Annotated in this window: 20 protein-coding genes; 7 read left to right on the forward strand and 13 right to left on the reverse strand. The window is 35.3% G+C overall.

The window, feature by feature from the left end; translation table 11 throughout:
* Positions 1 to 4: 4 nt before the first annotated feature.
* The 4 genes from GS03_RS10940 to GS03_RS10955 all read right to left on the reverse strand — a co-directional run bounded on the left by GS03_RS10940 (position 5) and on the right by GS03_RS10955 (position 4,191).
* The gene (locus tag GS03_RS10940; RefSeq protein WP_136152583.1) at positions 5 to 772 is read right to left on the reverse strand and encodes a dienelactone hydrolase family protein; all 768 of its coding nucleotides are present in this window, start codon (positions 770 to 772) and stop codon (positions 5 to 7) included.
* A gap of 70 nt (positions 773 to 842) precedes the next feature.
* Positions 843 to 2,066 (reverse strand): porin, encoded by a 1,224-nt coding sequence (locus GS03_RS10945; protein ID WP_136152584.1) that lies wholly within the window; start codon positions 2,064 to 2,066, stop codon positions 843 to 845.
* A 137-nt stretch (positions 2,067 to 2,203) separates the two neighbouring features.
* Positions 2,204 to 3,529: an inorganic phosphate transporter gene (locus GS03_RS10950; RefSeq protein ID WP_136152585.1), complete on the reverse strand. Its 1,326-nt coding sequence runs from the start codon at positions 3,527 to 3,529 to the stop codon at positions 2,204 to 2,206.
* A 20-nt stretch (positions 3,530 to 3,549) separates the two neighbouring features.
* On the reverse strand, positions 3,550 to 4,191 hold the full coding sequence (locus GS03_RS10955) for a DUF47 domain-containing protein (RefSeq protein ID WP_136152586.1): 642 nt from the start codon (positions 4,189 to 4,191) through the stop codon (positions 3,550 to 3,552).
* Positions 4,192 to 4,371: 180 nt separating this feature from the next.
* On the opposite strand from GS03_RS10955, the gene GS03_RS10960 reads away from it, so the two are divergent.
* From GS03_RS10960 to GS03_RS10970, 3 genes are all read left to right on the forward strand, one after another.
* Positions 4,372 to 6,000 (forward strand): acyl-CoA carboxylase subunit beta, encoded by a 1,629-nt coding sequence (locus GS03_RS10960; RefSeq protein ID WP_136152587.1) that lies wholly within the window; start codon positions 4,372 to 4,374, stop codon positions 5,998 to 6,000.
* 56 nt (positions 6,001 to 6,056) lie between these two features.
* Positions 6,057 to 7,688, forward strand: a complete 1,632-nt coding sequence (locus tag GS03_RS10965; RefSeq protein ID WP_136152588.1) for a M1 family metallopeptidase — start codon at positions 6,057 to 6,059, stop codon at positions 7,686 to 7,688.
* A gap of 81 nt (positions 7,689 to 7,769) precedes the next feature.
* Positions 7,770 to 8,195: a DoxX family protein gene (locus tag GS03_RS10970; protein ID WP_136152589.1), complete on the forward strand. Its 426-nt coding sequence runs from the start codon at positions 7,770 to 7,772 to the stop codon at positions 8,193 to 8,195.
* A 47-nt stretch (positions 8,196 to 8,242) separates the two neighbouring features.
* Here GS03_RS10970 and GS03_RS10975 read toward each other — a convergent pair whose 3' ends face one another.
* Positions 8,243 to 9,283: an AMP-binding protein gene (locus GS03_RS10975; RefSeq protein WP_136152590.1), complete on the reverse strand. Its 1,041-nt coding sequence runs from the start codon at positions 9,281 to 9,283 to the stop codon at positions 8,243 to 8,245.
* Positions 9,276 to 10,232 carry a CPBP family intramembrane glutamic endopeptidase gene (locus GS03_RS10980; protein WP_136152591.1) on the reverse strand — a complete coding sequence of 319 codons (957 nt, stop codon included), beginning with the start codon at positions 10,230 to 10,232 and terminating at the stop codon, positions 9,276 to 9,278. Before GS03_RS10980 ends, GS03_RS10975 begins: the two co-directional genes overlap by 8 nt.
* Before the next feature lie 63 nt (positions 10,233 to 10,295).
* On the opposite strand from GS03_RS10980, the gene GS03_RS10985 reads away from it, so the two are divergent.
* Together GS03_RS10985 and GS03_RS10990 are read left to right on the forward strand one after the other, a co-directional pair.
* Positions 10,296 to 10,640: an ArsC/Spx/MgsR family protein gene (locus GS03_RS10985; RefSeq protein WP_136152592.1), complete on the forward strand. Its 345-nt coding sequence runs from the start codon at positions 10,296 to 10,298 to the stop codon at positions 10,638 to 10,640.
* Between the two features lie 83 nt (positions 10,641 to 10,723).
* Positions 10,724 to 13,183 (forward strand): outer membrane beta-barrel family protein, encoded by a 2,460-nt coding sequence (locus GS03_RS10990; RefSeq protein ID WP_136152593.1) that lies wholly within the window; start codon positions 10,724 to 10,726, stop codon positions 13,181 to 13,183.
* 54 nt (positions 13,184 to 13,237) lie between these two features.
* Here GS03_RS10990 and GS03_RS13360 read toward each other — a convergent pair whose 3' ends face one another.
* Entirely contained in the window at positions 13,238 to 13,408 is a 171-nt protein-coding gene (locus GS03_RS13360) for a hypothetical protein (protein ID WP_168710299.1), read from the reverse strand.
* Positions 13,409 to 13,618: 210 nt separating this feature from the next.
* Between GS03_RS13360 and fumC the strand changes: the two genes are divergently transcribed.
* A complete protein-coding gene (gene fumC, locus GS03_RS10995) occupies positions 13,619 to 15,016 on the forward strand; it encodes a class II fumarate hydratase (RefSeq protein ID WP_136152594.1) in 1,398 nt (465 codons plus the stop codon).
* Between the two features lie 88 nt (positions 15,017 to 15,104).
* Here fumC and GS03_RS11000 read toward each other — a convergent pair whose 3' ends face one another.
* From GS03_RS11000 to GS03_RS11015, 4 genes are all read right to left on the reverse strand, one after another.
* Complete coding sequence (locus GS03_RS11000) at positions 15,105 to 15,605, reverse strand: CAP domain-containing protein (protein WP_136152595.1); 501 nt, start codon at positions 15,603 to 15,605, stop codon at positions 15,105 to 15,107.
* Positions 15,606 to 15,928: 323 nt separating this feature from the next.
* The gene (pdxH, locus tag GS03_RS11005; RefSeq protein WP_136152596.1) at positions 15,929 to 16,573 is read right to left on the reverse strand and encodes a pyridoxamine 5'-phosphate oxidase; all 645 of its coding nucleotides are present in this window, start codon (positions 16,571 to 16,573) and stop codon (positions 15,929 to 15,931) included.
* 54 nt (positions 16,574 to 16,627) lie between these two features.
* Entirely contained in the window at positions 16,628 to 17,533 is a 906-nt protein-coding gene (locus GS03_RS11010; protein WP_136152597.1) for a ribonuclease Z, read from the reverse strand.
* Positions 17,534 to 17,541: 8 nt separating this feature from the next.
* Positions 17,542 to 17,874, reverse strand: coding sequence for a ribonuclease Z (locus tag GS03_RS11015; protein ID WP_136152598.1), 333 nt, complete (start codon positions 17,872 to 17,874; stop codon positions 17,542 to 17,544).
* Positions 17,875 to 18,174: 300 nt separating this feature from the next.
* On the opposite strand from GS03_RS11015, the gene GS03_RS11020 reads away from it, so the two are divergent.
* Positions 18,175 to 18,537 carry a hypothetical protein gene (locus tag GS03_RS11020; protein ID WP_136152599.1) on the forward strand — a complete coding sequence of 121 codons (363 nt, stop codon included), beginning with the start codon at positions 18,175 to 18,177 and terminating at the stop codon, positions 18,535 to 18,537.
* Positions 18,538 to 18,635: 98 nt separating this feature from the next.
* On the opposite strand, the gene GS03_RS11025 is transcribed toward GS03_RS11020, so the two are convergent.
* Positions 18,636 to 19,946, reverse strand: coding sequence for a tetratricopeptide repeat protein (locus GS03_RS11025; protein WP_136152600.1), 1,311 nt, complete (start codon positions 19,944 to 19,946; stop codon positions 18,636 to 18,638).
* A gap of 68 nt (positions 19,947 to 20,014) precedes the next feature.
* Positions 20,015 to 22,663, reverse strand: a complete 2,649-nt coding sequence (gyrA, locus tag GS03_RS11030; protein WP_136152601.1) for a DNA gyrase subunit A — start codon at positions 22,661 to 22,663, stop codon at positions 20,015 to 20,017.
* Between the last annotated feature and the right edge of the window lie 169 nt (positions 22,664 to 22,832).

Genomic DNA, 22,832 nt, shown 5'->3' on the forward strand with positions numbered 1-22,832 from the left:
ACATTTACAACACTTCCTTCAGAAAATCAAGCATTGCTATCCAAGAACGTTTATCCGCTTTTTCATTATAAGCGGCTCCTTTTGAGTTATCGCTTCCTGCATCTTTATGCGTAAAAGAATGCACGGCGTTGGCATAATATACCATCTGCCAATCGGCTCCGGCACTTCTCATTTCGTTTTGAAAACTTTCTACTTCTTCTTTTGGAACATAAAAATCGTCCGCACCGTGAAGTACTAAAACTTTTGGGTTAATTTTTTCAATAGCTCTGGTAGCATCTTTACCTAAACCTCCGTGGAAAGAAACTATTCCATTGACTTTCATGTTAGTTCGTGCGGCTTCAATAGCACCAGTTCCTCCAAAGCAATAACCAATGACCACAATTTCATCCGGATTGGCTCCTTGTTTGATTAATTGGTCTAATGCCAACTGAATTCTGGCTTGGTATTCTTTTATATTTTTTTTGAAATAACCCGCTTTAGCTCCGGCTTCTTTTGTATTTGTTGGACGTTGGTCAACACCGTAGATATCCGCAATAAAAGATTGATAACCTAAATCTGCCAATTTGTAGGCAACTTCCTTTTCGTGGTTTTGAATTCCCATCCACGCAGGAAGGATTAAAACTCCGGGCTTATCCTTCAACTGTTTTGCCGGTACAATAGAAAGTCCACTTAACACCTGATTTCCATCTTTGTACTCAACGGCTTTTGGTTGGGCGATACCTTTTGAAATAATTAATCCAAAAAATAATATAAAGGCAATTTTACTTTTCATCTTGACTTATTTTAAAATTCACATAAAAGTAAAGAATAAAGTAATAAACAGTTGTTAAGTAAGCGATAAATTATATTCCGATTTCAACCTGAAAACGCAGATACCAATTGTTTTTTGAAGTTCCGTCAAAATAATCTAAGGTATCATAATTCAACTCTGCCTGAAGTTTAAAGGTGTGTTCCCAAATGTATTTTGTTACTCCAAAACTATATTCTTTGGTATTTGGTGTCAAAGTTTGAATGTCATCACCAACTTTTTGAATTGAATATCTGGCGATAAATTCATAATTGGTTTTCGTAATATAACTCGCCTGATAATCAAAACCGCTACCTACAAAAGCATAATTGCTTTCGGTAATATCATCCGGATTAAAGGTAACTGCATTTTCATTAGTGGTTCTCGACATATAACTCATCATTGCTGCCCAGCCATTATATTTAAACATGGCATCCAATAAAACGGACTTCATCGTTCTTCTTTCAAATAAATCATTGCCCAATTGGCCTTGTGTACGCTGCGCATGATTGTTTTGTTGGAAAGCACCCGATACTAATAATTTTGGCTTTTTCTCGCGCATGATGTCGCCTTCAAAGTAAGTTCCGTCTTTGGTAAAAGCCCCTAGTGGAAACAATTCTACTTTTCCTGTAACAGCAATCCCATCATCGGCTTTACCGGTTTGGTTTCTTCCTTCTCCACCCGAAAGTGCGGTTTTGAAATTATACGAAAACTTATCTTTGAACTCATTCAGATGATGCACCTGAAAACCAAAATCCCTGTCGATAGTAAACTTAGCGTTGTTGATTGTTCTATCTGTCAACTGCAAACCGCCTGAAGAATTCACGCGTTGGCGGTTTCCCGGTAATTTGGTTTGACCAAAGCTGATGTTCCAATGTTTATTCGGACGGTAAAACACTACCGCATCTCTAATAATATTAATGTTTTCTCCATCTTTTATTTCGCCGACATCACCAGGCGCAAATGACAATTGCAAAGCATAAAGGAATTTTGGATTCCCAACATAACCATCAAAACGCAAACGCAAACGACGCACTTGCCCGTCATACGCTCCGTTTTCACCATCATTTTCAATATAGGTAACTCGATTTTGCATTCTGAAACGAATGTTCAACTGGAACAAGCTATCCGGAGAAGTTATTCCAATTCCTTTTCCAAAACTGTAATAAGGCAAGGCCGATAATTTAATATCGTTGTCGTGTTTGGTTTGTTGGATGGTAACTTGGGCGGAGATCGAAATTGATACCAGTAAAGTAGCAATTAATAGTATTTTTTTCATGCTTAGGTTGTGTGTTGTAGTTTAGTTTATTTGGTGTTTTTACAATTATTTGATGTTATCAAAATGATTTAATAACAAGTAAGTATTAGTTATAAAAAAAGCCAACAATGCAGTTGGCTTCTGAGTATTTAAAAAGTTTATATAAATAATTTCAGTAAATAATATACTAAAGCGGCTAATATTGCTGAAACCGGAATGGTTAAAACCCAAGCCCACAATAGTTTTACGGTTACACCCCAACGAACCGCTGAAACCCTTTTGGTTACACCAACTCCAATGATAGAACCTGTAATTGTATGTGTAGTTGAAACCGGAATTTTAAAATGTTCTGTTGAAAATAAGGTTAAAGCACCTGCAGATTCGGCAACAACACCTTCAAAGGCAGTTACTTTGGTAATTTTGGAACCCATTGTTTTTACAATTTTCCATCCACCACTTAAAGTTCCTAATGCAATTACGGTATAACAGGTCAACGGAATCCAGCCTGGCATTACACCATCAACATGTACACCATCTTTATCTGAAGGCAATACAACGTTTAAGTCTAACCAACCGGCTGACAAGTCAATATTTGGATTTGATTTGATATAAACGGCAACCGCAGCAGCAATGATACCCATTACTTTTTGAGAATCATTTCCACCATGTCCTAGACTAAAAGCTGCTGAAGATAACAACTGCATTCTCTTTAAAACTTTTTCGGCTTTAGCAGTAGAAAAACTACTGAATAATAAATTGAAAACCGCTAAGCTATAGAAAATTAGCGCAACCAGAAACCATTTAATATTCGATGGCTCACTAATGAAATACCAAAATTTATTATGGAACAAAGCCTTTTCAGGTTCGATATCAAATTTTAAAACAGTGGATAAAAACCAACCAACCAACAGTATTAATACTACTGTCAATACTTTTGGCCAAACATTCTTTTTGGAAGAATACATTAACCAAAGTGAAATAAAATAGGAAATCAACATTCCCAACAATGGTGCAAATACAATAAATAGGATTACTATAAAAACACCCGATGGCAATAATTCTCCTTCTTTGGCATCTTTAATCCAGTTTACAATTTTAAATCCTGCATGTTCAGGATCGGTTACATCACGGAAACCATGTGCAATCGCTGCTCCGGCAAATCCTCCAATTAATGTATGTGATGAAGATGAAGGAATTCCTTTCCACCATGTGAGAAGATTCCAAACTATGGCTGCAATAACACCAGCCAAAATAACAACTAAATCAATACTACTTGTATGAGCTGTTTTGGCTACCGTATCGGCAACTCCAAAACCAAAAACCCAATACGCCATGAAGTTGAAAAGCGCAGCCCAAAGTACAGCCTGAAAAGGTGTCAATACTTTTGTAGCCACAATGGTAGCAATCGAGTTTGCTGCATCGTGAAAACCATTAATGTAATCAAATATTAAGGCAAGAACGATAATAACTATTAGTAAAGTCATAATTTCCTAATGGGTTATTTTTACGAGTGTTTTACTGAAATTTGTTCCATTACATTCGAAACACTTTTACATTTATCAGATGCCATTTCCAATGCAGAAAGCACTTCTTTGTATTTGATAACGTTTTTAGCATCGGTTTCATTTTCAAAAATATCAGCTACGGCTTTATCAAATACTGAATCTGCCTTACTTTCTAATTTATTGATTTTTTTGCAGGTATCCTTTATATTTTTATGATTCATCTCTTTCAATTCTTTGATTCCAACACCAATTAATTGACAGGCTTCCAAGTTGATTTCAGTTAACTTACGAATCGATTTTGTGATTTTTTCTACTTGGTACAAACGCATTCTACTGGCTGCGCCATGCATATTATCAGCAACGTTATCAATAGCTTTTATCAGTGAGTGAATATCTTCTCTGTCAAAAGGCGTGATGAAGTTTCTGCTTAATTCTAAGTGCGTTTTATGGGTAATCTCTTCAATTATAGCTTCAAGTTCTTCCACTTTTCTGAAAGATTCTTCTCTTTCAGTTTTTGGTGCATTCACTAATTCATGAAGTGTTTCTGCCAATAAGATTAAATTTGTTGAGGCTTGTTCAAATAAAGGAAAGAATTTTTTATCCTTTGGAACTAAAAATTGGAAAATACTGTTTAAAGTCATTTTGTTTGTTTTTGATGCTGCAAAGGTATTTATCTTATGTTAACTCAATATTAACTTATCAATTCAATATGGAATCTGTGTTTACAATTTCTTAACATTCATTCTTCAGGAAACAGAATCAAAATCTTTAAAAACGTTTTCGTATTTTAGCACACACTAAAGCAGTACAAATATACAACCATGGATATCAACTTCAATAAAAACGAAGATCACAACAAACTTTTACTAACCAATTTAAAAAATCATTTTGCCAAAGTAAAACTGGGTGGCGGAGTTAAACGCATTGAAAAACTTCATGCCGAAGGTAAAATGACAGCGCGTGAACGCATAGATTATTTGCTTGACGCGAAAGCAAAAAGCATAGAAATTGGCGCTTTTGTTGGAGATGGAATGTATGCCGAACATGGTGGTTGTCCTTCCGGCGGTGTTGTGGTAAAAATGGGTTACATTAAAGGAAAACAATGCATAGTTGTTGCCAATGATGCAACTGTAAAAGCCGGTGCCTGGTTTCCGATTACCGCAAAAAAGAACCTGCGTGCACAGGAAATTGCCATGGAAAATCGGTTACCAATAATTTATTTGGTTGATTCTGCCGGTGTGTATTTACCAATGCAGGATGAAATTTTTCCCGACAAAGAACATTTCGGACGCATATTCAGAAACAATGCCATCATGAGCAGTATGGGAATTACCCAAATTGCGGCTGTTATGGGAAGCTGTGTTGCCGGTGGTGCTTATCTTCCGATTATGAGTGATGAAGCGATGATAGTCGATAAAACCGGAAGTATTTTCCTTGCGGGAAGTTATTTGGTAAAAGCAGCCATTGGTGAAAACATCGATAATGAAACCCTTGGTGGTGCCACAACACACTGTGAAATTTCAGGTGTTACTGATTATAAAGCCAAAGACGACAAAGACGCTTTGGACAGAATTAAAAGTATTGTTGGAAAAATTGGTGATTATGAAAAAGCCGGTTTCAACAGAGAAGCTTCTCAAAAACCTGCATTGAAAGAAGAAGACATCTACGGTCTTATTCCTAAGTTGCGAACCGATCAATACGATATGATGGAAATCATCAAACGTTTGGTTGATAATTCCGAAATGGATATGTACAAACCCGATTACGGAAAATCCATCATCACCTGCTATACCCGAATTGACGGTTGGGCAGTTGGAATTGTAGCCAATCAACGTACGGTTTCCAAAACCAAAAAAGGAGAAATACAGTTTGGTGGTGTGATTTATTCAGATTCTGCAGATAAAGCCACACGTTTTATTGCCAATTGCAACCAAAAGAAAATTCCATTAGTATTTGTGCAGGACGTCACCGGTTTTATGGTTGGTTCCAAAAGCGAACATGGTGGAATCATTAAAGACGGCGCCAAAATGGTGAATGCGGTTTCCAATTCGGTTGTGCCAAAATTCACTGTGATTGTCGGAAATTCATACGGAGCAGGAAATTATGCCATGTGTGGAAAGGCGTATGACCCAAGATTAATATTCGCCTGGCCGAGTGCTGAACTTGCCGTTATGGGCGGAACTCAAGCTGCAAAAGTGCTAGCACAAATAGAAGCATCTTCATTAAAAGCAAAAGGCGAAACTGTAGATGAAAAAGTAGAACAGGAATTATTCGATAAAATTAAAGCGCGGTACGATGCGCAGGTTTCTCCTTATTATGCAGCAGCACGACTTTGGACAGACGCCATTATTGATCCATTAGAAACCCGAACCTGGATTTCAATGGGAATAGAAGCTGCTAACCACTCGCCTATTGAAAAGAAATTTAATTTGGGTGTGATTCAGGTTTGATAGTAACAAAACTAACATCAGTCCTACTAATGTTTTAGATTTTCTATTCTTATTCCATGAAAAAAATACTTGTCCTAAGTTTTATAATAAGCAGTTTCCAACTTCTTTCTGCTCAAGAAGCACCAACACGTAAAGACACGCTTCAAGGTGGACTACGCCCGGAACGAACTTGTTTTGATGTATTGCATTATGATTTGAACATCAAGATTAATCTGGAAGAGAAATCAATAGTTGGCTATAACAACATTAGCTTTAAAGTAGTCAATACTACTTCCAAAATTCAATTGGATTTATTTGCAAACATGCAGGTAGATTCTATCGTTTTCAACGCTGAAAAATTAAATTATAAAAGAGAATTCAATGCCGTTTTTATTGATTTCCCTTCTCCTTTAACACTAAAATCTGAGCAGAGTTTGAAATTTTATTATTCCGGAAAGCCAATCATTGCTAAAAATGCACCTTGGGATGGCGGATTTACATATTCAAAAGACAGAAACGGAAAACCATGGGTTGCTGTTAGTTGTGAAGGTATCGGAGCCAGTTTATGGTATCCTGTAAAAGATTCACAAAGCGATGAACCCGATTTTGGTGTCACGATAAAAGTAGCCATTCCAAATGGGTTGATGAATGTGTCCAACGGAAGATTTATCGGTAGCGTCCCGTTAGAAGAAAACGGGATAAAAAATGGTTATACACGCTGGGATTGGGAAGTTAAGAATCCTATAAACACGTATTCAATAACCGTAAACATTGGTGATTATGTTCATCTTCATGAAAACTACAAAGGTCTTGATTTAGATTACTATGTTTTACGCGACAACGAAGCGGCAGCCCGAATGCATTTTGAAGAAGTAAAACCCATGATGGATTGTTTTCAAAGTAAATTTGGAAAGTATCCTTTTGCCGATGACGGTTATAAATTGGTGGAAACTCCTTATTTAGGTATGGAACATCAAAGTGCAGTGGCTTATGGTAATAAATATATAAACGGTTATCTAGGAAGCGACAGATCCGGAACCGGAATTGGGTTGCTTTTCGACTATATTACTATACACGAAAGTGGGCATGAATGGTTTGGCAACAGCATTACATCCAAAGATTCCGCCGATATGTGGATACACGAAGGATTTACAACCTACACCGAATCTGTTTATATTGAATGTCAATATGGCTATGACAAAGCGCAACAATACATCAATGGCTGTAAATTAAATATCGAAAATCTAAGCCCGATTATTGGTACTTATGGTGTGAATAAAGAAGGTTCGACCGATATGTATGAAAAAGGAGCCATACTCTTAAACACGCTGAGACATATTCTAAACAACGATGATAAATGGTGGAAAATACTATTGAAATACTCCGAAACATTCCGTCATAAAATCATTGATACTGAAACTGTAGTCAGTTTTTTTAATACCGAAACCGGAATGAATCTGACTCCGGTTTTTAATCAGTATTTGAAGTATGCTGCCATTCCGAAACTTGAATTGAGAAAAAACAAAAGCAAATTAGAATTTCGCTGGAAAACAGAAGAAGCTAAATTCAATATGCCGGTTGATATCAAAATCAAAGGAAAAAAATACCGGCTTTATCCAACAAACAGCTGGAAAAAAACAAAATATAGTGTCAATAAAATTCAAGATGTCGAAGTTCTGACCAATGATTTTTACATCAATGTTGATTAATCCATCTATAACTTTATTCCTGTAATCTTTTATATGTAATTAAAAAATAGTAACTTAGATTAAATTTTAAACTTTGTTATTATGGATACTTCAGTAAAAGGTTTGAACAAATGGGCCAATGCACACTCTACTTTTTGGTTCGACGCCATCAGAATTATTTTAGGTATTTTTTTAATTTACAAAGGCGGTTACTTCGTCAGTAACAGTCGGGATTTTGAAGATTTAATTGCTCCCGTAAGTAATTTTATGGGCGGCATGTTAACTTTCCATTACATAGCAGCTGCTCATATCATGGGTGGGATTATGATTGTTTTCGGATTGTTGACACGTTGGGCATTAATAGCACAATTGCCTATTCTTGTTGGTGCTGTCTTAATAAATTTTATTGGAGATATGAATGTTGCCAACTTAATCATTTCAGTAGTGACTTTGGCTGTAAGCTTTTTTTACACCGTTTATGGCAGCGGAAAACATTCAGCCGATTACTATTTTAAAATGCACAAATAAAGTGTTTGTTTCAAAATAAAAACGTCCCGATTTATCGGGACGTTTTTCTATTTCATTGTTTCTTTTCTCATGATTTTTCCACTTGACGTTTCGGCAAACTTGGGAATAAAAACGACTTCTTTTGGTTTTTCATATTTGTCTAAAGCTTCATAAATAGAATCATCAAGTTCGTGTTTTTCGCCTTCGATAACTAACACCACTTTTTCTCCTAATTCATTATCAGGTTTTGACGCAATAAAAAAGCGTTGTTGAATTTTACTAGCCAACTTATCTTCTATTTGCTCTGGAATTAATTTGATTCCGCCACTATTGATAACATTATCCATTCTGCCAAGAAAAATGAATTGATTTTCATTAACTAATTCAACAATATCATTAGTGATAATAACTTCCGGTGAAATCCTTGGAGCATGAATAACCAGGCAATTTCTATCATCATACGAAATCGTAACATATGGAAGCACTGTGAATGCTTTTTCACCCAGCTTTCTGGCGGCAATGTGCGTAATAGTTTCCGTCATACCGTAGGTTTCATAAACTTCGGCTGGCAATTTTAATAGTTGCTTTTCCAATGCTTTATTTACGGCTGCACCACCAACAATCATCTTTTTCACTTTCTTTAATTCAGCTATTGAATTTTGCGCCTGCAGAGGCACCATCGCTACAAAATCAAAATCAATTTCGTTGTTGGCTAACGGATGTGAACTTGGAGCGACAAACTCTAAATCGAGTCCTAAAATCATAGCCCGAACCAACATCATTTTGCCTGCTACATATTTTACAGGCAGACATTGCAGTGCTTTATTTCCCGGTTGCAATTCAAAAAAATCTCCAGTAGCCAATGCTGAATCTACCATGGCTTGTTTACTGACAGAAATTGTTTTTGGTGTTCCGGTTGTGCCCGAAGTTTCCATTTCAATAAAACTCTTACTATCAAACCAGTCTAATAAAAAATCCCCAACCGGTTTTTCAAAATCTTCACCTTCTTTGATAAAACTGTACGCCACACGACATAAATCTTCCCTGTCGAGATGAAATCCATTCAACTTGAATAAATTATGCACATTTTCGTAGGTTGGACTATTCATGACTTTCAGTATTTTGTATTGGTTCTATGACTTCAATTCTAATTGTTCCACTAAGTTTTTCTTTCCAATTGGTCCAATTGTATTTTTTACTAAAGATAAATAATAGTAATGGAAAAATAATAAAGATTGGTACCAAAATTTCAAATCCGGCTGACGGTTCAGAAACATCTTTAAAAATAGAATTCGTTTGAAAAGCCGACCAATCGGAAGTAATCAATAAAGCGCCAACCAGGTTATTCGCTGCATGAAAACCAAGAGCTAATTCCATTCCTTCATCCATTAGCGTGATAATTCCGAGAAAAAAACCGGTTCCGATATAGTAAACCAAAACGATATAACCCATCTTTTGTACTTCAGGATTAGCGATGTGCATCGTTCCAAAAATAACCGAAGTCATCAACAACGGAAACCATCTGTTTTTCGCAAGGACGGCAAATCCCTGCATCAAATAACCTCTAAAAACGTACTCTTCTGTACTGGTTTGAATTGGGATTAAAGCTATCCCGATAATGGCCAAAATTAAAAATGGGATCGGTTTGAAATTATAAACAAAATTGTCCGGACTAAAATAAATCATCAGCAATGTTGTACCAACCGTAAAAATTCCCCAAAGAGAAAATGAAAAAAATATTCTTTTCCAATCCACTTTTTCTCTGGAAGTGGTGACCGACAGGAAGGTTTGCCTGTGAAAATATTTAACTACTAAAATGATGGCAATAAAGGCAATCAGAAAAGAAAACATTAACAGAAATAAGGTAGTGTTTAATGATAAAAAAGTCATTATCTCGGTTTCTGTCTTTGGGAAAGGCTTTCCTGTTTTGAATGATTTAATCAGACCAGCAATAATCAAAGGCAATTGACCAATTGTTGAAGCGACAATAATTATGAATGAACCAACTAAATACATCCAAAATTTATTTGTTGGCAAAAATCCTTTTTCTAAAAACATAGTTTTTTTGTTTCGCCTAAATTAACTTATTTCTTTTAAAATATATTACTTTGTAAAAAAAATATGTTGCAAATACTCCATAATCCAAGATGCGGAAAATCGAGAGATTGTCTGGCTTTCACAACAAAAACCAACACGCCTTTCGAAATCATCAATTACCTTGAAAACCCATTAACTGTTGACGATTTAAAGTTATTGATTAAGAAACTGAAAATCAAACCTATCGAATTAGTTCGTCAAAAAGAAACGATATGGATTGAAAACTATAAAGGTAAATCGTTGACCAATGCTCAAATAATAAAGGCGTTAGCCAAACACTCAATTTTGATAGAAAGACCTATAGTAATTGATGGAGACAATGCTATAATTGGCAGAGATCTAGAAAAACTCGAGCTTTTCATAAAATAACATTTAACAAAGATTTGTGAAAAGTGGTTTAAACCACACCGTATTTTTGTGGTCTTTAAGACTAGTTAAAAAAAAATATTTTCATGAAAAAATTTCATTTTCTTCTATCCACACTTGTATTACTGCTGACTGTTACTGTCTTTGGACAACAAAAACCTGCACGCACTAAAGTTACTATCACAGGAAAAATTGTAGAAAAAACAAGTAAACTACAACTTGAATACGCTACTATAACTTTTAAAAACACTCAGAACCCAAAGCTAATCTTTGGTGGAATTACCGATAATAAAGGGGATTATTCTATAGATGTTGTACCGGGAATTTATGATATAACTTTAGAATTTATTTCCTTTAAACCAACAACAATTAGTCAAAAGCTATTGAACCAGAATACAAATTTGGGAACGACAGCTTTGGAAGAAGATGCTACCCAACTTAACGAAGTGGTTGTTCGTGCCGAAAAAACTACAGTTGAAATAAAACTTGATAAAAAAGTATACAACGTTGGTCAGGACATGATGGTAAAAGGCGGAACTGCCAGCGATGTTTTAGATAATGTACCATCGGTTACCGTTGACGCTGAAGGAAATGTAGCTTTACGTGGCAATGATAATGTAAAAGTACTTATTGACGGAAGACCATCAAATGCTATTAGTATTGCTGATGCTCTTAAATCAATTCCGGCTGACGCACTTGATAAAGTAGAAGTAATCACAAATCCATCTGCACGTTATGATGCTGAAGGTGGTGGTGGAATTATAAATATTGTACTAAGAAAAGGTAAAAATCTTGGTTTAAACGGAACTGTAATTGCTACCGCTGGTGACCCTGAAACCTACGGATTAACAGGAACTGTGAATTATAAAGCAAAAGAATTTAACTTGTTCACAACACAGGGATATAACTATCGTAATAATCCGGGGAATGCATTTACTGATTCGAGGTATTTGAATTCAGATAATTCTACCAGAGATTTTATGAATGAAACAAGAACGAATGAAAGACTGAACAAATCATATAACGCAAATATTGGTATGGATTGGTTCTTAAACGAATCAACTACGTGGACCAATATCTTTAATTACAGAAGAAGCAGCGGTGATAATCGTGACAATGTTTTCCAAAACTACTATGACGTAAACCATGATTATACGTATACCAGAAACAGAATAAACGAAGAAGACTCAAAAAGTAAAAATGTAGAGTTCAATACCACCTTAACTAAGAACTTCAAAAAAGATGGTCATAAATTAACTTTAGATGGTTCTTTTTCTACTAATACAGATAAAAATTTAGCTCAAATTACAGATACATCCACTGCTAACAGCACAATAAGCATTGATGAAACTTTAAATAATCAAACGCAAAGCAGAAACACTTTACAAGCAGATTATGTGCTGCCAATCGGAAAAGGAAGTCAGTTTGAAGCTGGTTATCGTGGTAATTTCATGGTAAACACAACTGATTATGCTGTTGATAGTGATGGTGTACCTGTTCCTAACTTCACCAATACATTAGAATACAAAGAAAAAGTAAATGCGCTTTATACACAATACGGTTTCAAAATCAAAAAATTCTCAACGCTGTTAGGACTTCGTTGGGAAGATTCAGATATTGATGTAAACCAATTGGCTACAAACGATTTTACGAATAAAAAATACAACAACTTCTTCCCAAGTGCCATCTTAAATTACGAAATCGATGATAAAAGCAGTGCTTCATTAAGCTATAGCAGAAGAATTCAAAGACCAAGAGGAAGACAGTTGAATCCGTTTAACAACTTATCGAGTAACGTCAATATTTTTGTTGGAAATCCCGATTTAGATCCGGCATTTACAGATGCAATTGATTTGGGCTACTTAAAACGTTGGAACAAACTTACTTTCAATACTTCATTGTATGTAAATAAAACAACCGATGTTTTCCAGTTCGTAAGAAGAGAAACAGGAACTTTTGTAAACGGAGTTCCGGTTATTATTTCGTCTCCAATTAATTTAGCAACAGAATACAGAAGCGGATTTGAATTTACTTTGAACTATTCTCCATACAAATGGTGGAAATTAAACAGCAACTTCAATTTCTTTTACATCCAAACTGATGGTGATTACACCTATACAGACTTTACCGGAAACCCTGTTTTTCAGGATTTTGATTATAAAACTACTTCCTGGTTTACCCGTTTGACTTCTAAAGTTAGTTTACCATATAAAATTGACTGGCAGACTAACATGACTTATAATGGTGAGCAAAAAAACAATCAGGGAAGCACTTTGGGTAATTTCAGTATGAATTTAGCATTCAGCAAAGATGTCTTCAAAGACAAAGGAACCGTTGCACTTAATGTCAGCGACGTATTCAATTCGAGAAAAAGAATTCAGGACACGTATCTTTCCGGTGTTGTAGAATCACATAGTGAAATGCAATGGAGACAAAGACAAATCAATCTGTCGTTTACCTATAGATTCAATGTTCAGAAAAATGAAAAAGATAAAAAACCAAAAGGCAATCAACAACAAGATGACAATGGTGATTTCCCTGGATAATAAAAAGAAAAAAGCCCCGAAATTCGGGGCTTTTTCATAAACAAAAACTTAAAATTAAGCTTGTTCTGCGTCTCTTTTTGCTTTTCTTTCCTGCAATAATTCTTTAACACCTCCGTAAATCCAAAAAGGAACAACGAAAGTTACCAAGAACATCATCAACCAAAAACCAATGGTTAAAATGGTTAAGAAAGCTAAGAAACCTAAATACTGTTGAAATTCAAACATGTTTTCCGGAATTTTTTTGAATTATACGCAAATGTAAGCTGAATATTTAAGCTAACCAAAAACAAAATCAATTTTTATTAAATAGTTTTTATGCGTAATTTTGCGTTGCCTTTTTAGGAGCTATTTCCCGCTGTCCGCGCTACACGGTAGCTCGCTCCCATCGGGGCTAAAAACGTAAAGCTACTTATTAACATTATATAACATCACAAAATGGAATACAGAATAGAAAAAGATACCATGGGCGAAGTTAAAGTTCCTGCCGATAAATATTGGGGAGCACAAACCGAACGTTCCAGAAATAATTTTAAAATTGGGCCATCAGCATCAATGCCAAAAGAAATCATAGAAGGTTTTGCTTATCTGAAAAAAGCTGCCGCTTATGCCAACTGCGATTTGGGTGTTCTTTCAACCGAAAAACGCGACGCCATAGCAGCCGTTTGCGACGAAATCCTAGCCGGGAAATTAGCTGATGAATTTCCATTAGTCATTTGGCAAACCGGTTCAGGAACACAAAGCAATATGAACGTAAACGAAGTTATTGCCAATCGTGCTCAGGTTTTAGCCGGATTTAAAATCGGAGAAGGCGAACAATTGGTAAAAGCCAATGACGATGTGAACAAATCGCAATCATCAAACGATACGTTCCCAACAGGAATGCACATTGCCTGTTATAAAGCTGCTGTAGAAACTACAATTCCCGGAGTTGAAAAACTTCGCAATACGTTAGATGCAAAAGCAAAGGAATACATGAATGTGGTAAAAATCGGAAGAACGCACTTAATGGATGCCACTCCTTTGACTCTTGGACAGGAAATTTCAGGTTATGTTGCCCAATTAAATTACGGAATAAAAGCATTAAAAAATACGCTTTCCCATTTATCAGAAGTTGCCCTTGGCGGAACGGCCGTTGGTACAGGATTAAATACTCCAGCTGGTTATGACGTTAAAGTAGCCGAATATATTGCCAAATTTACAGGTCATCCATTTGTGACTGCACCAAATAAATTTGAAGCTTTGGCTTCTCACGACGCTATTGTTGAAGCTCATGGTGCTTTAAAACAATTGGCTGTTTCGTTAAATAAAATCGCAAATGATGTTCGTATGCTGGCTTCTGGTCCACGTTCCGGAATTGGGGAAATCCTGATTCCTGAAAACGAACCGGGTTCATCAATTATGCCTGGGAAAGTGAATCCAACGCAATGTGAAGCCTTGACTATGGTTTGTGCTCAGGTCATTGGTAATGATGTTGCAATTGCTGTTGGCGGCATGCAGGGTCATTATGAACTGAATGTTTTCAAACCGGTTATGGCAGCTAACTTTTTACAATCGGCTCGTTTGCTTGGTGATGCCTGTATTTCTTTTGAAGAACATTGCGCCAGCGGTATCGAACCAAATCACAAACGTATCAAAGAATTAGTTGATAATTCATTAATGCTGGTAACGGCTTTAAATACTAAGATTGGGTATTACAAATCGGCTGAAATTGCCCAAACAGCACATAAAAACGGAACAACTTTGAAAGAAGAAGCCGTTCGATTGGGGTATGTTTCTGCTGAAGATTTTGATGCCTGGGTAAAACCGGAAGACATGGTTGGCAGTTTGAAATAATTAAATTTCGACATAATTAAAATAAAAAAAATCCCGATTTACATCGGGATTTTTCGATCTGTCAAAATCAAACAAAACAATAATCAAACTATTTTTTCTTCATAAACATATTGGTGTAATACTTTTTTCCGGTTGTTTCATCAACTGTTACGGATATACCCAAATGAGTGTAATTACCTTCGATGTTAGCTTTGTGAGCTGGGCTGTTCAACCACGCACTCATTGCGCTTTCTGGGGTTTGGTAGTTGTAGGCAATGTTCTCACCTACTCTTTCTGCTCCTAATACCTGGATCAGATTGTTAGATCTTTGTTGGAAATAATCATGATTTACTACATCATTATCAATCATATAAATATTGTGCTCTTGTGATTTGTAAGAGATATGATTAATTACTTCAAGTGTATTCAATCCAACACTTGCACGATAATCATTGATAAGTGTAACAAGTCTCAACTCAGTTTCATTGTAATTGTAGGTAGTTACAATTTTGTTTTCAGTTGAAGAACCTTCTGAAGAATCAGAAGAACAGGATACCATAGTGAACACGATTGCTAACGGCAACAATGCTCTAAACATTTTTGCTTTCATAGTAGTAGGTTAAGTTTTTAATAAAGTAGATGTGGGGCAAACACTTTATTTCGATTAATATTGACAGTTTTTAATAAAGTAGATGTGGGGCAAACACTTTATATATTTTAATTTGAAAGAACGTATTGTTTTTATTTCTTAGACAATTCTACAACTTTTGCCGTTTAAAGTACAAATAAAATCGATGAAATACACTTTTTTTAATTTACTATAGGAATATTTCCTACTTTAATGCATTTCGTCGATACTTATTTTATCTGTTCACAAAACTAAAAAACCACTCAAAGAGTGGTTTACATAATTTCGAGGAATCGTTATACAATTTAAGGGGAAAGTCTATCAATCTCCCAATTGAAATCGTCCTGGAGTTTATATCGGATTCTGTCGTGCAGTCGGTTAGGTCTTCCCTGCCAGAATTCTACTTCTATTGGCCGAACTAAAAAGCCACCCCAATATTTGGGACGTGGAATTTCTTTACCTTCATAAGTTGATTCCAGTTCTTTCAGCTTAGTATCTAAATAGTCTCTTGACGGTATAACTTCGCTTTGTGCTGAAACTATGGCGCCCAGTTTACTTCCGTCCGGTCTTGATTCAAAATAATTATCTGAAATTGCTTCAGAAGTTTTCTCCGCTATTCCTTTAATAATGACCTGTCTTTCCATACTATGCCAAAAGAAGGAGAGGCAAATATTAGGATTGTTTAGAATGGCTTTTCCTTTCTCTGAATTATAATTGGTATAAAATATAAAACCTTCTTCATTGAACTGTTTAAGTAAAACCACTCTCGATTTTGGAAAACCATCCAAACCAATAGTTGCAACAGTCATAGCGTTGACCTCATCTACTCCACCAAACTCCTGGGTTTCATGAAACCATCGGTGAAATAAATTGATTGGATCTTCCGGAATGGTATTTTCCAGAAGCTGGCTTTTCTCATAGGACTTTCTATAATTGCTTAAGTCTTCCATTTTACTTTTATTTTACGCTACAAAATTAACACATTTCTTTTGGGAACACTTTTATTAAAACTCAAATGTTTTACCATCATCGGCAAGCAGCACATTTGAATATAGTGTTTCCGCTTCTTGCCTAAATAAGTCAATCGTATCGTATCGCGTACTGTAATGTCCTAAAATTAATTGCTTCACATTTGCTTTTGCGGCAATAGCTGCTGCCTGTTTCGCAGTACTGTGCATTGTTTTCTCTGCTTTGTCAGCTTCCGATTCTAAAAACGTTGTTTCGTGATACAACACATCACAGTTTTCAATTATCGGAATAATTGATTCGTCGTACATCGTATCGCTACAAAATGCATAGCTTTTAGGTTGGATTGGATCAAAGGTCAATTCCGCATTTGGAATTATAGTTCCATCATCAAGGGTGATGTCTCTTCCGTTTTTAATTTTTTGATAATAACACGTATCTATTTTATATTCCTGAACAGCATCGACATTCAGCTTTCTATCACCTACTTTTTCCTGAAACAGAAATCCATTGGTATATATTCTGTGTTTTAACGGAATTGTTTTAACGACAACCTTTTCATCTTCATAAACAATCTCGCTTTCTTTGGAATCCAATTCGTGAAAATATAAATTATAGCCTGTATAAGAATTCGAATAGCGCAACTGCAGCAATACAATTTCCTTTACACCTTTTGGTCCATACACGTGCAAATCGGTTTGGCGGTTAAGTAACATAAAGGTAGATATCAATCCAACCAATCCATAAAAATGATCGCCGTGCAAATGAGAAATAAAAATATGATTGATTTTGGAAAACTTGAGTTTGTTTTTGCGCAACTGCACTTGAGTTCCTTCTCCGCAATCAATTAAGAACATTCGGTTTCTAATTTCCAGAACTTGAGAAGTTGGATTAGTTATGGTTCGTGGAGTTGCTGCATAACAGCCAAGAATGGTTAATTTCATTATATCTGTTAAAATCCTAAATCGCGTTCTATCTCATCCATTTCTATGATGTCATGAGCTTCTAAAATTGTGGGAACAAGCGTAATGCTTTTTGGAACAGCATTAAAATTTACACTATTGGTTACGAGTACCAATGACTTCTTTGCTTTGTTATGAATTTTAATCAAGTCGGTAAAAAGCTTTACATCATCCATAGTCAATGCTTTATCATGAGATAAATCAACTATTAAGTTTTGTGATTTAAAACTATTGTATTCGTGATTCAGCTTTTGATAAAACTCGGCTGTACTGCCTTGAGTGTTTCTAATAGTTGTGGTATGTCCTTTTTGTTCTACTTTCATTTTGGGAAACAAATATTATATCATGATGCTAATTTACTAAGATTTTGTCACTATTCATTGATTTGTTCCTCCGATAATCAATTTGATGATGCAGTTCATGGAAAATAATGGTTTTTCATCGATGAAATACACCTTTTTTTAACATTTCATAGACGAACTGCACGAAAAAAACGTCCAAAACCCCCGAATTCATTGATTTTGTCGATTAAACGACTTTTAAGGTTAGTTATCGAAAATATTTTCAGTCGGAGAAGTGTTGATGTAGTTTTGAATCAGAAATAACAACGAAACCAAATCACGATGAAAACAACTACTAACAACAGAACTCAAACAAACATCAAATTATTTGTTGCTTTTGTATTATTAGTTTTATCATCTACTGGAGCTTTTGCTCAAACAAACACTACTAGTGTTGTTGTAACTACTTCAACTGAGGTTTCTGTTTCTAATGAAGTAAAAACGGTTATCGCTACTGATAAAGCTGTTGCTTCTACTTCAATGGATTTCGCAGTTTGGTTTATGGGAACTAAAAAAACTACAAACGATTCATCAAACGGAACATTCAGCAAAAAACAATTAATTAACTCTGGTATCAATACAAACAGTGTGTTAATTAGATCTTTCTTGAAAAAAGTAAACACTCAAGGAAACGCAGTCGCATAATTATTTTTTTAATATATTTTGGTTAGTTTAGGAAATAAAAAGTCCCGATTAAAATCGGGACTTTTTTATGCTTTCAACTTTGTGGAAATTATGTTTTATTATTTTGCCTTTAATGCTTTGTATTTATCAGTCATTTCAAGTGCATTGTAAACGCTTAATAAAGTTTTCTTTGCTGGATCATTATCAGGTTTCAATTCAACTGCTTTTTCAAGATATGGAAGCATTGATTTAAAGTTTTTATTTCTTTCTGCTTTGATGACTTCATATCTTTTATTGTCTTTGTCTGAAGTTCCCAATTTGTTCATTTCAGTAACAAATTTTTCATCAGCTCTTAATAACAACTCAGATAAATTAAGTAGTGCATTAAAATAATTCGGGTCTAATTCGAGTGCTTTTCTATAATATTTTTCGGCGTCTTCAAGCTTGTTAGCATTAGTACTAATAACACCTAAGTTATATATCAAATCCACATTAGTAGGATCTTTTTGCAATGCTTCATTCACCAAACGGGTATAAGTGTCATAATCTTTAATCTGCAAATACAATTCAGCTTCAGTTAAAATCAAACCACTGTCTTCCGGATTCGCTTTTCTGGCTTCAGCAATTGCAGCTCTTGCTTCGTCAACTTTACCTTTTTCAACAAGAATCAATGCGATGTTTTTATAAACTGTACCGGCTTTAGAAGGTAATTTTTCTTCTCTTGGCTTTGTATGTGAACCGGCTTTTATGGCTAAGTCACGCAGGCCTTTGTCACTACCAAAATTTTCTTCAACTTTAGAAGTAGTATTGAAAGCAAAATAAATGCTTCTTTCTCCTGTATATTTCAGTCTTTTTAACTCATTGTAATATTCTAATGCTTTATCTAACTCCTGAGCATTAACTGCATAACTAGCCGCATAAAATAAATTATCCTGTTCCGTATTGTCTAACTGATATGCTCCATAAAGCACTTCAGAAGCCTGCTTATATTGTTTTGCATCTCCAAGTTCAATAGCAAGATTTATAATTATAGGTTTTATAAAAGCAATATTTTTTGCAATGTCATCTGCGTAAACTCTTTTCCCTGTTTTCTTTTCATAATCTAAAGCAGCATTGTAAACATTAGCTGTTTCAATAACAGATTTCGGAGTAAAAAATTTAGTAATTTGAACTGGATTTGGATTTGGCCCAAGCAATGCTATTTCTATCTTAGGCTGATTTATCTTATAGTAATTATAATAAACCTTATCTCCTTCTTCTGTTGCAAGTGTAGCTAACTTATCTAAATTAGCCTTATAATCTGCCAGATCACTTGTTGAAAATGATTCTTTTTCATAAATCCTTTTCAATTTTTTTAACTCATCTTTTTGTGCAAAAGACGAAACAGAAACTAATACAGCAGAAGCAAGTATAATGTGTTTGATTCTCATTTTTTTTATTTTTTAATTTATAAATAAAATCACCAATTAAAACATTTCAATTGGTGATTTCTGATTTTTTATTCATCGTCCTCAGAATCGTCTTCAGCTTCAGCATCATCATCGTCAACGATATCGTCATCCTCTTCTTCATCATCTTCAACTGAACCATCATCTTCAAGAACTTCTAAAACTGGTTTTACTCTTTCGATGGCTTCAACTTCGATTACGTTTCCGTCTTCATCAACTTCCGGTTCTGAAACATCGTCTTTCATTACAACTGTAACTGCAGCAATAGAATCGTTTCCTTTCAAGTTGATTAACTTAACTCCTTGTGTTGCTCTTCCCATTACTCTCAAATCTTCAACTGCCATTCTGATGGTCAATCCTGATTTGTTGATGATCATTAAATCATCGGCGTCTGTAACAGCGCTTATCGAAATTAATTTTCCTGTTTTTTCAGTAATGTTCAGGGTCTTTACACCTTTTCCACCACGGTTTGTAATTCTGTAAACATCTTCACCATCATCATCAACCAATTTGGTTCTTTTTCCGTAACCGTTTTCAGTTACGACCAAAATTTGAGAGTCATTGATATCGTCCTTATCTACAGTAACCATGCCAATTACTTCATCGGTTTCGTCTTTCAAAGTAATTCCACGTACACCTGAAGCAGTTCTTCCCATTGGACGCGTTTTAGTTTCTTCAAAACGAACCAGTTTTCCTGATTTGACAGCCATAATAATTTGGCTCTCACCATTAGTCAACTGTGCTTCTAACAATTCATCGTCTTCTCTAATGGTAATTGCTGCAACTCCGTTAACTCTTGGTTTTGAATATTTGTCTAAAGATGTTTTCTTAACCTGACCTTTTTTGGTTACCATAATAAGGTTGTGGCTATTGGTATACTCTTTATCTTTTAAATCCTGTGTACAGATAAATGCTTTTACTTTATCGTCAGATTCGATGTTGATAAGGTTTTGCAACGCTCTTCCTTTGGCTGTTTTGCTTCCTTCCGGAATTTCATACACACGCATCCAGAAACATTTTCCTTTTTGCGTAAAGAACATCATATATTGATGGTTTGTTGCCACATACATATGCTCCAAGAAATCCTGATCTCTTGTACCGGCACTTTTTTGTCCAACGCCACCTCTATTCTGCGTTTTATATTCGGTAAGGTTTGTACGTTTGATATAACCTGCATGGGAAATCGTGATTACTACATTTTCATCGGCAATCAAATCTTCGATACTTACATCTCCACCGGAATATTCGATAAGCGAACGACGCGCATCACCATATTTATCTCTGATTTCGATTAACTCTTCTTTAATCAATTCCATTCTCAAGTCTTTGTTGGCTAACAAATCTTTCAAACGTTGGATTAACTTCATGATTTCTTCATATTCTGCTCTTAACTTGTCTTGTTCAAGACCTGTTAACTGACGTAGTCGCATTTCAACAATCGCACGAGCCTGAATATCTGACAAACTGAATCTTTCAATCAATTTGGCGCGAGCTTCATCTCCATCTTTTGAAGAACGGATTAATGCAATTACTTCATCAATATTATCCGATGCAATAATTAAACCTTCTAATATATGCGCTCTTTCTTCAGCTTTGCGTAATTCGAATTGCGTTCTTCTAATCACAACATCATGACGATGCTCAACGAAATAGTGAATCAAATCTTTTACGTTCAGCATCTGTGGTCTTCCTTTTACCAACGCAATGTTATTTACGCTAAAAGAAGATTGCAATTGTGTAAACTTATACAAGGTATTCAAAACTACGTTTGGAACAGCATCACGTTTCAATTCGTAAACGATACGCATTCCCGTTCTATCCGATTCGTCACGGATATTTGAAATACCTTCAATCTTTTTATCGTTAATCAAATCGGCAGTTTTCTTAATCATTTCTGCCTTGTTAACCTGATACGGAATTTCAGAAACAACAATAGCTTCTTTTCCATTCGACTCTTCAAAGTTTACTTTGGCACGAATAACGATTCTTCCTCTTCCTGTTTTGAATGCTTCACGAACACCTTCCATTCCGTAGATTGTTCCTCCTGTTGGAAAATCCGGTGCTTTGATATGCGTAATTAATTCGTCAATTTCAATATCGTTATTATCAATGTAGGCTAATGTCCCGTCAATAACTTCAGTTAAGTTATGCGGCGCCATATTTGTAGCCATACCAACTGCAATTCCGGATGCTCCATTAATCAAAAGATTTGGAACACGTGTCGGCATTACGGTTGGCTCTTGTAATGTATCGTCAAAGTTTAATTGAAAGTCAACCGTTTCTTTATCGATATCTGCCATAATGTCCTCCGACATTTTTTTCATTCTGGCTTCCGTATAACGCATCGCTGCCGGACTATCACCATCGATCGAACCAAAGTTACCTTGACCGTCAACCAATAAATAACGTAAACTCCATTCCTGAGCCATACGAACCATGGCATCATAAACGGAAGTATCTCCGTGTGGGTGATACTTTCCTAAAACTTCTCCAACAATTCTTGCGGATTTTTTGTGAGCTCTATTTGAAAAAACTCCTAAATCATACATTCCATATAACACTCTTCGGTGCACTGGCTTCAAGCCGTCGCGCACATCCGGCAATGCTCTTGAGACAATAACAGACATCGAATAATCGATGTAAGCTGATTTCATTTCATCTTCGATGTTAATCGGAATTAACCTTTCTCCGTCAGACATATTTTATAAATTATTTAATAAAAATTACTTTAAATTCAAAACGTGCTAATATAGAATATTTAAAAATTTCAACACCCTTTTTTGCTCATAAATTTCAATGATTTATTAACAAAATAGGTACTTTTTTTGGTTAATAAGTTAGTAGCAATACCACTTTTATTATTGGCAT

This window comes from Flavobacterium sangjuense, assembly GCF_004797125.1.
In the GTDB taxonomy this organism is placed as follows: Bacteria; Bacteroidota; Bacteroidia; order Flavobacteriales; family Flavobacteriaceae; genus Flavobacterium; species Flavobacterium sangjuense.

Bases quoted from the DNA above. Each gene is read 5' to 3' on its own strand.
- GS03_RS11015 (WP_136152598.1), bottom strand. From the start codon at position 17,874: ATGAAAGTAGAACAAAAAGGACATACCACAACTATTAGAAACACTCAA.
- GS03_RS10970 (WP_136152589.1), top strand. From the start codon at position 7,770: ATGGATACTTCAGTAAAAGGTTTGAACAAATGGGCCAATGCACACTCT.
- GS03_RS11000 (WP_136152595.1), bottom strand. From the start codon at position 15,605: ATGAAAGCAAAAATGTTTAGAGCATTGTTGCCGTTAGCAATCGTGTTC.
- GS03_RS10965 (WP_136152588.1), top strand. From the start codon at position 6,057: ATGAAAAAAATACTTGTCCTAAGTTTTATAATAAGCAGTTTCCAACTT.
- GS03_RS10955 (WP_136152586.1), bottom strand. From the start codon at position 4,191: ATGACTTTAAACAGTATTTTCCAATTTTTAGTTCCAAAGGATAAAAAA.
- GS03_RS10985 (WP_136152592.1), top strand. From the start codon at position 10,296: ATGTTGCAAATACTCCATAATCCAAGATGCGGAAAATCGAGAGATTGT.
- GS03_RS10975 (WP_136152590.1), bottom strand. From the start codon at position 9,283: ATGAATAGTCCAACCTACGAAAATGTGCATAATTTATTCAAGTTGAAT.
- GS03_RS10990 (WP_136152593.1), top strand. From the start codon at position 10,724: ATGAAAAAATTTCATTTTCTTCTATCCACACTTGTATTACTGCTGACT.
- GS03_RS10960 (WP_136152587.1), top strand. From the start codon at position 4,372: ATGGATATCAACTTCAATAAAAACGAAGATCACAACAAACTTTTACTA.
- GS03_RS10940 (WP_136152583.1), bottom strand. From the start codon at position 772: ATGAAAAGTAAAATTGCCTTTATATTATTTTTTGGATTAATTATTTCA.
- GS03_RS11010 (WP_136152597.1), bottom strand. From the start codon at position 17,533: ATGAAATTAACCATTCTTGGCTGTTATGCAGCAACTCCACGAACCATA.
- GS03_RS10980 (WP_136152591.1), bottom strand. From the start codon at position 10,232: ATGTTTTTAGAAAAAGGATTTTTGCCAACAAATAAATTTTGGATGTAT.
- GS03_RS10945 (WP_136152584.1), bottom strand. From the start codon at position 2,066: ATGAAAAAAATACTATTAATTGCTACTTTACTGGTATCAATTTCGATC.
- GS03_RS11025 (WP_136152600.1), bottom strand. From the start codon at position 19,946: ATGAGAATCAAACACATTATACTTGCTTCTGCTGTATTAGTTTCTGTT.
- pdxH (WP_136152596.1), bottom strand. From the start codon at position 16,573: ATGGAAGACTTAAGCAATTATAGAAAGTCCTATGAGAAAAGCCAGCTT.
- gyrA (WP_136152601.1), bottom strand. From the start codon at position 22,663: ATGTCTGACGGAGAAAGGTTAATTCCGATTAACATCGAAGATGAAATG.
- GS03_RS13360 (WP_168710299.1), bottom strand. From the start codon at position 13,408: ATGTTTGAATTTCAACAGTATTTAGGTTTCTTAGCTTTCTTAACCATT.
- GS03_RS10950 (WP_136152585.1), bottom strand. From the start codon at position 3,529: ATGACTTTACTAATAGTTATTATCGTTCTTGCCTTAATATTTGATTAC.
- fumC (WP_136152594.1), top strand. From the start codon at position 13,619: ATGGAATACAGAATAGAAAAAGATACCATGGGCGAAGTTAAAGTTCCT.
- GS03_RS11020 (WP_136152599.1), top strand. From the start codon at position 18,175: ATGAAAACAACTACTAACAACAGAACTCAAACAAACATCAAATTATTT.